Origin of the sequence: [Borrelia] turdi (genome assembly GCF_030439285.2) — a bacterium.
In the GTDB taxonomy this organism is placed as follows: Bacteria; Spirochaetota; Spirochaetia; order Borreliales; family Borreliaceae; genus Borreliella; species Borreliella turdi.
Window position 1 is genome coordinate 649,122 of sequence record NZ_CP124018.1, and the last position, 12,801, is coordinate 661,922.

9 protein-coding genes and 2 tRNA genes are annotated in these 12,801 nt (G+C 28.5%); 5 read left to right on the plus strand and 6 right to left on the minus strand.

What is annotated here, in order from left to right:
- Nucleotides 1-3: 3 nt before the first annotated feature.
- Complete coding sequence (mfd, locus tag QIA31_RS03665) at nt 4-3,381, minus strand: transcription-repair coupling factor (RefSeq protein ID WP_301394291.1); 3,378 nt, start codon at nt 3,379-3,381, stop codon at nt 4-6.
- Nucleotides 3,382-3,477: 96 nt separating this feature from the next.
- On the opposite strand from mfd, the gene QIA31_RS03670 reads away from it, so the two are divergent.
- The 3 genes from QIA31_RS03670 to QIA31_RS03680 all read left to right on the plus strand — a co-directional run bounded on the left by QIA31_RS03670 (nt 3,478) and on the right by QIA31_RS03680 (nt 6,610).
- Nucleotides 3,478-4,440, plus strand: coding sequence for a hypothetical protein (locus QIA31_RS03670; protein WP_301394292.1), 963 nt, complete (start codon nt 3,478-3,480; stop codon nt 4,438-4,440).
- Nucleotides 4,400-6,496, plus strand: a complete 2,097-nt coding sequence (locus tag QIA31_RS03675) for a LysM peptidoglycan-binding domain-containing protein (RefSeq protein ID WP_301394293.1) — start codon at nt 4,400-4,402, stop codon at nt 6,494-6,496. Before QIA31_RS03670 ends, QIA31_RS03675 begins: the two co-directional genes overlap by 41 nt.
- Before the next feature lie 42 nt (nt 6,497-6,538).
- Nucleotides 6,539-6,610 (plus strand) — tRNA-Asn (locus QIA31_RS03680).
- On the opposite strand, the gene rnmV is transcribed toward QIA31_RS03680, so the two are convergent.
- Nucleotides 6,592-7,143 (minus strand): ribonuclease M5, encoded by a 552-nt coding sequence (gene rnmV, locus QIA31_RS03685; RefSeq protein ID WP_301394294.1) that lies wholly within the window; start codon nt 7,141-7,143, stop codon nt 6,592-6,594. The genes QIA31_RS03680 and rnmV overlap by 19 nt on opposite strands.
- Nucleotides 7,144-7,145: 2 nt before the next feature.
- Nucleotides 7,146-8,417, minus strand: coding sequence for a M18 family aminopeptidase (locus QIA31_RS03690; RefSeq protein WP_301394295.1), 1,272 nt, complete (start codon nt 8,415-8,417; stop codon nt 7,146-7,148).
- Nucleotides 8,418-8,506: 89 nt separating this feature from the next.
- Here QIA31_RS03690 and QIA31_RS03695 point away from each other — a divergent pair, with 89 nt between their 5' ends.
- The gene (locus tag QIA31_RS03695) at nt 8,507-9,232 is read left to right on the plus strand and encodes a hypothetical protein (protein WP_301394296.1); all 726 of its coding nucleotides are present in this window, start codon (nt 8,507-8,509) and stop codon (nt 9,230-9,232) included.
- Nucleotides 9,233-9,254: 22 nt separating this feature from the next.
- Here the strand turns inward: QIA31_RS03695 and QIA31_RS03700 are convergent, their stop codons facing one another.
- On the minus strand, nt 9,255-11,144 hold the full coding sequence (locus QIA31_RS03700; protein ID WP_301394297.1) for a fructose-specific PTS transporter subunit EIIC: 1,890 nt from the start codon (nt 11,142-11,144) through the stop codon (nt 9,255-9,257).
- Nucleotides 11,145-11,237: 93 nt separating this feature from the next.
- Between QIA31_RS03700 and pfkB the strand changes: the two genes are divergently transcribed.
- Complete coding sequence (pfkB, locus tag QIA31_RS03705) at nt 11,238-12,161, plus strand: 1-phosphofructokinase (RefSeq protein WP_301385772.1); 924 nt, start codon at nt 11,238-11,240, stop codon at nt 12,159-12,161.
- A 74-nt stretch (nt 12,162-12,235) separates the two neighbouring features.
- On the opposite strand, the gene QIA31_RS03710 is transcribed toward pfkB, so the two are convergent.
- Entirely contained in the window at nt 12,236-12,550 is a 315-nt protein-coding gene (locus QIA31_RS03710; protein WP_301385774.1) for a hypothetical protein, read from the minus strand.
- 154 nt (nt 12,551-12,704) lie between these two features.
- Nucleotides 12,705-12,778, minus strand: a tRNA-Asp gene (locus tag QIA31_RS03715).
- Nucleotides 12,779-12,801: the final 23 nt, after the last annotated feature.

The window sequence follows — 12,801 nt, forward strand, 5'->3', positions numbered from 1 at the left end:
AAGCTATGTGTTTGTATTTAGTAAGTTAATATTATTATATATGTAATTCATTTTGTCAGATTTTTCAATATTTTTAAAGCTTAAAAATATTGATTTTTGATACGATGGATTTAATAATAATAGATTAGGATACTTTTTAAGTATTTCTATTATTTTTTCCATAGGAATGCTTTTTGCATTTTTATATTCTATTTCCAAAGTTCTGTTTGTTTCTTTTAGTTTTGATATATTTAATTTTTTTGCTAAAATTTTAAGTTCAGCTAACATTAATAGACTGTTTATTTCTTTAGGTATTGGACCAAAGTTGTCGTGAATTTCCGATCTTATCTTTTCACTTTCTTCTTCAGTTTGAATTGCAAAAATTTTTTTGTAGATTAGTATTTTATCTTGTTCATTTTTTACATAATTGTCAGGAATAAATCCACTATGGTTAATTTCAATATCAACTTTTTCTTCTGATGGGGCTTTCCCCATTTTCTTTTCAATTGCCTTATTTAGCATTGTTAGATAGCAATCCAATCCAATCGATTCAATTTCTCCATGTTGTTCTCTACCAAGCAAATTTCCAACACCTCTTATTTCCATATCTTTCATTGCTATCTTAAATCCTGATCCTAGATCTGAAAATTCGGTTATTGCTTTTAGTCTTTCAATAGAGCGTTCATTTAGTTTCTCGCTATCTTGGTACAAAAAATAAGCATAAGCTTTCTTGGATCCTCTTCCGACTCTTCCTTTTAGCTGATATAATTGCGCAAGTCCAAACTTGTTTGCATTATTAATTATTATTGTATTTGCATTTGGAATGTCTATTCCATTTTCAATTATCGTTGTTGCTAATAAAATTTGATACGCTTTTTTAATAAAATTGTGCATTATGTTTTCAATCTCGTCTCCTGTTAGTTTTCCATGAATTATTGCAATTCTCGCATAAGGAGTTAATTTTTCAATTAGCGTTTTTAAATAATACAGTTCTTCAATATTATGATTTACTAAAAAAACTTGACCATCTCTAGATAGTTCACTTTCAATTGCATGCTTTATTAAAAGTTCACTAAACGATTCTAAATAAGCTTCTATTTTTACTCTGTTTTTAGGCGGAATTCTTAAAACAGAAATGTCTCTAAGTTTAATTAGTGACATGTGAAGAGATCTGGGAATTGGTGTTGCAGAAAGAGTAAGGCAATCAATGGAAATTTTTATTTCTTTAAGTTTTTCTTTTTCCTTTACACCAAATCTTTGCTCTTCATCAATTATTATTAATCCTAAATTTTTGCAAGTAAATTTTTTTGAAAAAATTTTGTGTGTTCCTATTATTATATCAATTTCTCCGCTTTTCAATTCTTTTAAAATTTGTTTTTCTGAGCTATTACTTACAAATCTGCTTAATACCTCGATTTTGATTGGATAATTTTTGAATCTTTTTTTGAATGTATTGAAATGCTGTTCTGCCAAGATGGTTGTTGGGGAAAGTACAATAACCTGTTTATTCCCCATTACAGCTTTAAATGCAGCTCTCATTGCGACTTCAGTTTTCCCAAATCCAACATCTCCACAAAGAAGACGATCCATCACTTTGAAACTCATCATGTCTTCTTTAATTTCTTTTATTGCTGTTATTTGATCTGGAGTTTCATCGTATGGAAATTCAGATTCAAATAATAATTGTAATTCGTTGTCTTTTGGGTATTTAATACCTTTAATGCTTTCTCTTTTTGAATAAAGTTCTATTAATTTGTCGGCAATCTCGTCGATTCTTTTTTTTGCGTTTGCTTTATTTTTTATCCATGTTTTAGAACTGATTTTGTCTAATTTAATGTTTTTGGGATCACCACCAATGTATTTTTGGATTAAATTTGTTTGTTCAATTGGAATAAATAATTTTTCTCCTTCAGCGTATTCAATCTCAATATAATCTTTTTCAAGAGAGCTTGTTTTTATTCTTTTTATTTGCCGGAATATACCAATTCCATGATTTATGTGAACTACATGACTATTTTTCTCAATCTCAATAAAAGAGTCAATAGCTTTTGTTTTTGAAGATTCAAAGGCTCTGTTTATTTTTTGCCCCGTATTAAAGATGTTTGATTCAAGGATAATAGCAATTTTTTCTTTTTCTATTATTAAAGAGCTGGATATTTTTAAAACCCCAATTGATATTTTTGGGAATTCTTTGAAAATGTATTTAAGTTTTTCTTTTTGTGATTCAGATTCTGCTGCAATAATGATTTTAAATCCATGGTTTAACCAATTTTTAAATTCTTCTTTTGTAAGCATAATATTTGAGAAAAAGCTTCTCTCACTTTCAATTTTAAATTCTATGACTTCTTTGAATTTAGAGCTTTTAATCTTTGAAAATAAAACATCACTTTTTAGAGTGAAGGTTTTAGAATTTAGGAGAATTCTTTTTGGATCAATTTTATTTTTACCAGCTTCTTTGGCTTCTTTATAAAGCTTTTCATATTCTTGATGTATTTTTTCAATTTCTTTTTCGAAATTGTTAATTTCAAGGTTTATAATAGGCGTGTTATCTTCAATTTCATCGATTAAGTAGGTATTTGCTACTAGTGGATAAAACATTTCTTCTGTTTTTGCTTCTTTTTTAAAATTCAGCTCTTCAAGAATCTTTTTATATTGAACAGATTTAATTTTTGTTTTTAAGTTGTTAATAACTTCATTGTTCCAAATGATTTCTTTTTTTGGAACAATTTGGAATTCTAAAATTTCATTATCCTGTTTTAGTTGGGTTAAAGGATCAAATTTTTTTATTTCTCCTATTTTGTCGAAGTTTAGCCCAATTTTTATTGGGCTTTCTTCTCCAAAAGGGTATAAGTCTATAATTTCTCCTTTTATTGTAAATTCTCCTGGAATTGTTACTTTTAGTGCTGTTTTTTCATATCCTAACGTTATAAGAGTTTTTTCCATGTCTATTGTATTAATCTTTGTATTTTTTTGAATTTTATATATATTCTTCAGTATTGTATTTTTATCAGGTATTTTACTGAGTAATGATTTTAAGACTGCAATATATATGCCAGGATTATTTTTATAAAAATTGATTAAGAATTTGGTTCTTTCGTTGAAGATTGTATTTTTTGAGCCAATGTCCTTATATACAAGGGGACTAAAATAGTTGAGCTCAAAGATTTGATTTGTAATTACTTTTAAATCATTTTTGATTTGATCTAATGTATGTTCGTCTTTAATTATTAATATTATTTTTCCGGTTTTGCTATATTCTTGGATTTTTTTAATTAAGAAAGCTTTGAAGAAGCCTTCATATCCTGTTAATGAAAAAGATGTATTTTGTTCTAAAAATTCTTTTATTTTTTTTAAATTGGAATTATTTTTTAATATTGTTGTTAGTTCTTCATATATATTCATTTTTTACCTTTTTGTTTAATTAATTTAGTATAATAATATACTATAAGTATTATTACTTTCTTTATATATAATATGGTTAGGTTTTGAGGGGAGCTTATGAAAATTAGAAAATTGCTTTTTTGTATCTTTTTTACAAATATTTCTTTTGTTTTGTTTGCAGGGGATTACAAAGGCCTTGATTTTAAAATTAAGTTTTTTAATCAATCTATTTATCGCATCAATAGTAATGTTTTTATTGAAGTTTCTCTTAGTAATTTATCTGACAGTGTTTTAACCCTAGAAATAGGTGATATTAATTCTTATGGCTTTGATTTTGATGTTACTGATACCACCAATATTAAAGTTAAAAGACCTATTGAATATGTTAAAAGGAGATCTAAAAATGTTGCTATTCCTGTTAGGAATATGAGCTTGAGACCTAATGAAAAGTTTTCTGTAGTTATTAACTTAAATCAATTTGTTAAGTTTAGTAAGGATGGAGTTTATTTTGTTAAGGGTATTTTTTTCCCAGACATTTCAGATCCATCTAAGAAAAAAGAATCCAATATTATTACACTTTTTTTAAATGATAATTTTGATGAAAATCCAGGGAGTGTAGATCTTGTTAATTTGTCTGTAAATAAGGATATTCAAGATATCTTAAGAAAGAAAAAACTGTCTCCTGATGAGATTGTCAAATATTTATTACAGGCATTGCAGCTTGGAAAAAAAGAAAAATTCTTTTTATATCTTGATATTGAAGGCTTATTATTAAATGACAAAGGCAAGGCATATCTTTACAAGCAAAAGTTATCATCTGCTTCTAATAAAAATGTAGTTGAAGAATATAAGGAATATTTGTGGAATTCTAATAATTCAGATATTGCAAAAGCACCAAATGAATTTTCTATTATTGAGACAACTTATTCTGATACTGCGGGTAAAGTGCTTGCTGATTTATATTTTGACGATGGGCATTTTTATATTTCCAAAAGATATACTTTTTTCTTCAAAAAATATGATTATTATTGGATAATTTATGACTACATTGTTCAAAATACTGGCATTAAGGAAAAATAAAACTTTTTGTATTTTGCAAATTATAGAACTTATTATATTATTTTATTTTTTAATAATAAATCCCGTTAGTCTTAATGCTGATTTTGAGTATAAGGTTGTTAAAGGAGATACCCTTTTTTCAATTTCAATTAAACATAAAGTTAAAGTAAAAGATCTTAAAAAAATTAATAAGCTTAATGTTGACAATATTAGAATAGGCCAAATATTAATTATTCCAAGCGATTCTAATTTAGATCAAAATATTAGTTATAAGGGCAATCATTCTCTCGATTCGTTAGAATATGTTAAAAGAGGTGCAATTCTTTACACTGTAAAAGAGCGCGACACTGTTGAGAGTGTTTCAAAGCTTGTTGGGTTAAGTCAAGAAGAGATAATAGCTTGGAATGATTTGCGCTCTAAAGATCTTAAGGTTGGTATGAAGCTTGTATTAACTGAGCCTGATTTTTTAAAGCCTTATGTAGTTAAGAAAGGCGATTCACTTTCAAAACTTTCTAAGGATTTTGATATTAGTTCTAAAGATATTTTAAAATTTAATTTTCTTAATGATGATAAATTAAAGATTGGCCAAAAGCTTTTTTTAAAGAAAGCTACTAAGAATGTTGGTTTTCATTATGTTAAAAAAGGAGAAACCCTTGGTAGAATAGCTTATATTTATGGTGTTACTGCTAAGGATCTTGTAGCTCTTAATGGCAATCGTGCTGTTAATCTTAAAGCAGGTTCATTGTTAAATGTTTTAAAGATTGCAAATAATTATTTGAAAAAGCCTGTTGAGAAAGATTTGAAAATCGAGAAAGAAACAAATAATCAGTTTATCTATCATTCAGTTGCTATAGGGGAGACTTTGTATAGCATTGCCAGGCATTACGGTGTTTTAATTGAGGATCTTAAAAATTGGAATAATTTAAGCGGCAACAGTATTATGCATGATCAAAAATTGAAAATTTTTGATAAAAAACTTTTACTTGATTCTACTGTAATTAAATCTAAAAAAGATTCTTACATTAAAAACAAGGTTGATTCTAGCTTTAATTCTTCTGATAAATTTCAAACAATAGTTAATCTTCCTTCAAGTAAAAACAAAAAGTTAAATTTAAATACTTTTGAGATTACTTCTAATCGAGGCCTTTTTGATATTAACTCTTTGGTTATTTTAGACTCCAAAATACCAATATTTGAAGTTGTTGGTGATTTCTATTATTGGTATAGGCCGAAAAAGATAAGTCAGCCAAGTGAGTTTTATTCAGAAGATTGGCATTCTCCTTTAAATTCTTATAAAAAGGCTACGCAACTTTTCAAAAGTTTTGAAAAGTTAGTAAATTCTAGGTTTAATAAAGGATCAAGGCTTAAAGATAAGTTAATAATTCTTGATCCTGGCCACGGGGGTCTTGATCCTGGAGCTATTGTTAAGTCCAGAGATGGTCTTGGAAACGAAGTTTTTGTTGTTGAAGATGAATATGTGTATGACATTGCTTTAAGGCTTTATGTGTACCTTAAAGAAGAAGGAGCTAATGTTGAACTTACTATTTTAGCCCCCGATCATTTAATTAGGAATAGTGTTTTTGCCAACAATACTTTTGTTAATGTTAAAAATGAGGTTTACAATGATTATGATCTCAATAAAAATGATACTGTTGATTCCTGGATAAACGGCACTCCATTGGGCCTTAAAAAAAGATTGGTCGTTGTTAAAAACATTGTTAGTAAATATAAAAATATTAAGGATAAGGATATAGCCTTTTTTAGTTTACATGCGGATAATAGCGTTGGAGCCCCTAAGAGTATGGGATTTTATTATCAGCAAGATGACGAAAAAAAATATGATATTCATTCAAAGTCTGTAGCAGAAAAAATTACAGAAGGAATGAAAAGAAGTTTTTATATTAAGGGTCAAAATCTACATGTTTTAAGAAACAATATAGTAATGACTAAGCTTTTAATAGAAGTTAGAAATCTAGCATTTCCAGAAGAAGCTTGGTCTATTAGATCTTCTAAGCTTAGAGATCAAGATTCCAAAATTCTTGCTAATGGGATTTTAAAAATATTAGAAAATAATTGACAAAAATTTTGAAATTTAAGATAATATTGCTAGTGTTCAATTTCCCCTATAGCTCAGTGGTAGAGCGGGTGGCTGTTAACCACTAGGTCGGAGGTTCAAGTCCTTCTGGGGGAGTTAATTAAAGCTAATTGAGTTTTTAGCTCCATTTTTGTTATTTTAAAGTAATTTAGTCTTTCTAAGAGTTTTTTACTATTGCCATACCCCAAGCAAAGGTGTGTTTGTATTTTTTGTTTATTTTCTTTTGAGTTTTCTCCTATTATGCCAAGTTCTAATAAATCACTTAATTTTAATAAATCTTTTTGAGCATCTTCATCTTTAGATAAAGTTCCAACTTTTTTAAGTATTTTTATTATTTCTGTTTTATTTACTGATTCAACCTCAGTGTCTTTAATATTAAGATATGCATGCTTGATTTTATTATTTTCTCCTAGATGTTTGACTATTTTTTGTCTAATAATATTTCCAGATTTATCGCTGTCTGTTAATATTATTATTCCCTTGTATTTTAAGGCTTTTTTTAGCAATTTAATGGTTTCGCTTTTTAAAGCAAATCCTTTTGTTTCTATTACTGTGCAGTCAAAAGATTCTTTTATCCTTTTAAGATCATCTTTTCCCTCAACTACAATTATTTCTTGTATTTTTTCCAATTTTAAATTCCTTTTTCAAAGAAAGCTCTTAGCAATTTAATTGCTTCTATATGGTCAGCTATTGATACTGTTTCGCGTAGGGAGTGCATTGCCCACATTGGTGTTCCAATGTCAATAGTTTCTATTCCTGTTCTTGCATTTGATATTGGACCAATTGTTGTGCCTGAAGGAACATTTGCTTTCATTATTATTTCTTGAATCTTAATATTACTTTTAATAGCCAAATTTTTTAATTTTGCAAATCCTTTTGAAGTTGTTGCGTATCTGAAATTGGCGCTATTTTTTACAACTACGCCTTTACTTAAAGTTGCTTGATAGTTTGGATCATGTTTGAATGCATATCCTGGATGAATACCGTGAACGCTGTCGATCGATATATTAAATGATTTGTTTATTTTTATTAAATGCTCTTCTCTGGTTAAGTTAAGAGCAAGATCAATTCTTTCTAAAACTTCTGATAAAAAATTGGAATCAGCGCCTCTTGAGGTTAAAGATCCTATTTCTTCGTTGTCAAAAAATACAGCTATTTTATTTTTATTATTGTTTGTATGGATATAAGAGTTCATGATTGCATGACATCCTGATTTGTTATCAAGATTTTTAGAAGCTAAAAATTCTCCTTCAGTTCCTATTATTTTAGAAGGTTGTGATTCTGTGAATATTAGATCACAAGATAGAAAATTTTCATATTCTATTCCAAGTTGTTCTAAGATATTATCTTTTATTGTTTTTTTAGTGCTATTGATTACTGTTAAATTGTCATGAGTATTATATTTAAATCCTTCGTTAATTTGTCGGTTTAAATGGATTGCAAGGTTTGGAATAATTCCTATGTTTTCAATATTGATTAATTTTGAATTAATATTCTCATTTTTTTTGAAATATACAATCCCTGCTAAGCTTAAGTCTCTGTCAACCCAAGTAGAAATTATTGGGCTACCATAAACTTCAATATGACTGTAGAATACATCACCTGTTTTTTCTGTTGCATCTATTTTTAATTTTAATCCTGGACTGTCTGTATGTGCTGTTGCTATTAGAAACGGTTCATGTTTTTTTTCAACATCAATATTAAAGGCAATAAGGCTAGTTCCTTCTTTTTTTATGTAATACGATCCTGTTTCAATTTTCCATTTTTCATCAAGTTTTAATTGTTGTGCATTAAAATAATTTATTAATTTCTCTTCAATATAGTTTACTAAGTGATAAGGGGTAGGACTATTGTCTAGTAGGCTTTGAAAAAATTTTGGTTCTAATGTTTTATCGTGCACCATGGGTATTCTCCTTTAATTTTATTGCTTTATAGCTATATATTCTATTATAATAGTTTTTAGCTGTATATTAGTTAGGATAGGAGTTTGTTATGAAAAAACGTTTTGTCTGCTTGAGTTTATTGTTTATTTTTTTTGCTTGTAGTTCTAATGTTGAAATTGAGTTAAAAGATGATATTAGTGGTATTGTTTCAATATTTGTTAATGTTAATAGAGAATTTGAGAAAATTAGAAAAGAACTCTTAACAACTTTGCTGGGCGAAGAAGTTGCAAATATGTCTCTTTTCCCTGTAGACGAAATAAAAAAATACTTTAAAAATGGAGAGGAAAAACTTGGGCTTAAGCTTTTGAGTATTAAAACCCAAGGAGATTCTATTAATTTAGTTGTTAAGTTTGATAATTTAATTAAAATTTTGGGCGATTATATGGAAAAACATGATATGTCTGTGTTTAAGATTGAAAAAAAAGACGGTAAAAATATTATTGAACTTAATATTAATTTGGAAAATGCTACTAAGAATATTAATGAAAATAAAGAATATATTAGTGATGCACTTGCTGCTCTTTTGCCATCAGATGAGATTCCAATGTCTGCTGAAGAATATAAAGATGTTTTGGTTTATTTTTTATCAGATTTTACTTCCAGGGCAAATGAACTTATTGACAATTCAAGACTTAATCTTATAGTTAAGACTTCTAGAAATATTAAAGAACAATTTGGATTTAAACAGATTAACTCAAACACACTAAAGTTTGAGATAGACATGGTTAAAGGATTGAGTCTTGAGACACCAATAAAACTTAGATTAGCTTATTGACAGACCTTAAGAATATAAACGATTAAGGTTTATAGTCTTTTTTAAAAATTCCTATTAAAACAGCCGTTATAATTGAACCCGCTAAGATAGATATTATCCACATTAATGGGTTTACTACTATTGGTAGAATAAATATTCCGCCATGAGGTGCTATAACTTCTACTGAAAAAAGTGCAGAAATAAATCCTCCCACAGATGAACCTAGTATGCATGCAGGGATTACCCTTAAAGGATCTGATGCTGCAAATGGAATTACTCCTTCTGTAATAAAGCATGCTCCCAAAAAATAACAAACTTTTCCAGATTCTCTTTCTTCTTTTGAGAACCTATTTTTAAATAAACTTGTAGCAATAGCAATTCCTATAGGCGGCACCATTCCTCCTACCATTATGCTTGCATGAGGAATATAATTTTTTGCAGTTATCATTGCAATTCCAAATGCGTATGCAGCTTTATTTATAGGTCCTCCCATATCTATTGCCATCATTCCTCCAAGTAAAGTCCCAAGTATTGCCATATTAGTTCCACTAAGTTGATTTAGTATATTTGTTATTGATTCATTAATAAATGCTATTGGACTAAGCAGTGTATATATTAAAATTCCTGAGATTATAACTGATAAAAAAGGATAAGTTAATACTGGATTTATTCCTCTTAAATTATTAGGAATGATTTTGTCAGATATTTTTTTTACAATTAGTGTAACGTATCCTGAAATAAATCCTGCTAAGATGCCCCCCAGAAATCCCGCATTTCCATTATTCATCATTAATCCTGTAATCATTCCAGGCGCAAGTCCCGGTCTTTCTGCTATGCTAAATGAAATATAGCCAGAAAGTATTGGGATCATTAAAGCAAATGCACTTCCACCGCCGATTTGCATCAGAATATCTGCTATTTTATTGTAGCTTGGGTCGTTTATGTCAAATGCTTTAATTCCAAACATAAATGATATTGCTATTATTATTCCCCCTGAGACTACAAATGGAAGCATAAATGAGACTCCATTCATTAGGTGTTTATAAATTCCTGTTTTTTGGTTTTGTTTAGGGTTTTCGGCGGTTTTATTTGTATTACTTTTGTTGTAAATTTGTGCTTCGTTTTTTAGAATTATTTGAATAAGCTCTTTTGCTTTGTGTATGCCGTCTTTTACGCTTACTTCGATTAAAGGTTTTCCACTAAATCTTTCTTTGTTGATAGTCTTGCCAGATGCAATAATGATTCCTTTTGCATTTTTTATTTCTTCTTCTGTTATTGGGTTTTCGGTTCCACTAGACCCATTTGTTTCCACTTTTATGTTTATGTTTAATTCTAAAGCCGCTTTTTTTAGACTTTCTGCTGCCATATAGGTATGAGCTATTCCCACAGGACATGCTGTTACGGCAAGAATGAAATCTTTTTTTGTATTTAAATTATTAGATTCATTTACATTATTATTGCTCATATTAGATTCATTTACATTATTATTGCTCATAATTATTTCTAAAAATCTATTTTCATTATTTGTGCTCATAAGTTCATGCCTTAATAAGTCATTACTAAAAGTATTACTTAGATATGATATAGCTTTTATGTGTGCATTGCTAGGAGTTTCTTTAGGGAGAGCCATCATGAAAAACAGTTTTGAAAGTTTTTGATCAGAAGAGTTAAAATCAAATCCATTGCCATTAACTCTTAAAATGGCAATTCCATGTTTTTTAATGAAATCACCTTTTGCATGGGGTATGGCTATATGTTCTTCAATTCCTGTCCCGTTAATTTCTTCTCTTTTTTTAATTTCTTTTATAAATGCTTCCATGTCATTTAAGTATCCATTTTCATTAAGCATGCAAGCCATTTTTCTAATTACATCTTCTTTGCTAGTTGCATTGTAATTTAAAACAATCAAGTTTTTTGAAAATAAATTTTGCATAATAATCACCTTTATATATTATATAGTGTATATACATTAATTAAATTTTACATTTAATTAATTGATTTTATCAATTAATTAAAGGAGATTATCTTGATATATACTCTAACGCTTAATCCTGCTGTGGATTATAAAATAGTTTTAAAAGAATTTCATGAAGAAAGTCTTAATTATGCTTTGAATAACAATTTCTTTGCTGGTGGTAAGGGAATCAATGTAAGCACTGTTCTTAAAAATTTGGGGAAGCCCAGTGTGGCTCTTGGATTTTTGGGAGGGTTTACAGGTGATTATATAAGATTGTCCCTTGATTCTAAGGGCATAAAAAATGATTTTATTAAAATAAAATATGATACAAGATTAAATATTAAAATGATAGCAAATGGTAGAGAAACAGAAATTAATGCCAATTCTCCAAATATTTCTGAGAATGAATTTGAACTTTTAAAAGATAAGCTTAAAAGTTTAACAAATAATAGTATATTGGTAATGTCAGGAAGTGTTCCTGCGGCTCTTGGTGAGAATGCATATAATGGAATATCTAATAGCATTTCTAATGATGTTAAGCTTGTCATTGATACCAGTGGCAAGCCTTTAAAAAAAATTCTCAGATTAAATCCCTTTTTAATAAAGCCTAATATTTATGAGCTTGAGGATCTTTTTAATGCTAAATGTAATTCTACAAAAGAATTGATTAAAATCGGGAAAAATCTTGTAGAAAGTGGGGTTCAAAATATTATAATTTCCATGGGAAGTGACGGAGCTATTTTTGTTGGCAATAAAAATGTTGCTTATAGGGCCTTTGTTCCAAAGATTAACCCTGTTAGCACCATTGGTGCAGGAGATTCTGTGATTGCAGGATTTTTGTATGCTTTTGATAATGGAAATACTTTAAAAGATTCATTTAAATTTGGTGTTGCAGCTGGTACAGCTACGGCATTAAAAGGCAATCTTTGTGAATTTCAAGATGTTAAAAATATGCTTTGTGATATTAGGGTTGAAGACATTTGTATTTCTTAATCTTTTAAATAGAGTTAAGGATTTTATTTAAAAACTTTACTGTAGCTTTTTAAAAGCTACAGTAGTTAGTTTTCTTAAATTTTTAATTTTGATTTATATGATTTATTTATTACTATGGCCAATCCTGTAATTGCTAAGAATGCAAACATAGTTATGCTTGCAAACAAGCTGTTTGTTGTATTTGGTTGAGTGATTTTTGCAGCGATTTCTGTAGTTTTCTCATCGCAAACACAGTTAACATATCCACATATTGGACAGATTTCTTCTACTCCAAATTGGCTTAAGTTTTCATTTGTAATTATATTTCCTCTTTCTGTATTGGTTTGTGCGAAAACAGATGCTGAAATCAATAGTAAAGTAGTGAAAAATAAGTATTTTTTAAGATTCATTTTACCTTCTCCTTTTAGGTTTTATTTTTTTGAATTATTTAAATTATAACTTTTAAATTAAACATTTGTAATTTTTTATTATTCAAAACGCTCTAAGTTAGTAATAGATTCTTTAAAAAAAACTGTTGATATAATAACTTTTAAAAGTTGCTATCGGGAGCGACGGGTCTCGAACCCGCGACCTCCTGCGTGACAGGCAGGCGTTCTAACCACCTGAACTACGCCCCCAAAATCATACTTTTTAAGATTAT

Bases quoted from the DNA above. Each gene is read 5' to 3' on its own strand.
- QIA31_RS03670 (WP_301394292.1), top strand. From the start codon at position 3,478: ATGAAAATTAGAAAATTGCTTTTTTGTATCTTTTTTACAAATATTTCT.
- QIA31_RS03690 (WP_301394295.1), bottom strand. From the start codon at position 8,417: ATGGTGCACGATAAAACATTAGAACCAAAATTTTTTCAAAGCCTACTA.
- mfd (WP_301394291.1), bottom strand. From the start codon at position 3,381: ATGAATATATATGAAGAACTAACAACAATATTAAAAAATAATTCCAAT.
- QIA31_RS03710 (WP_301385774.1), bottom strand. From the start codon at position 12,550: ATGAATCTTAAAAAATACTTATTTTTCACTACTTTACTATTGATTTCA.
- QIA31_RS03695 (WP_301394296.1), top strand. From the start codon at position 8,507: ATGAAAAAACGTTTTGTCTGCTTGAGTTTATTGTTTATTTTTTTTGCT.
- QIA31_RS03675 (WP_301394293.1), top strand. From the start codon at position 4,400: ATGACTACATTGTTCAAAATACTGGCATTAAGGAAAAATAAAACTTTT.
- QIA31_RS03700 (WP_301394297.1), bottom strand. From the start codon at position 11,144: ATGCAAAATTTATTTTCAAAAAACTTGATTGTTTTAAATTACAATGCA.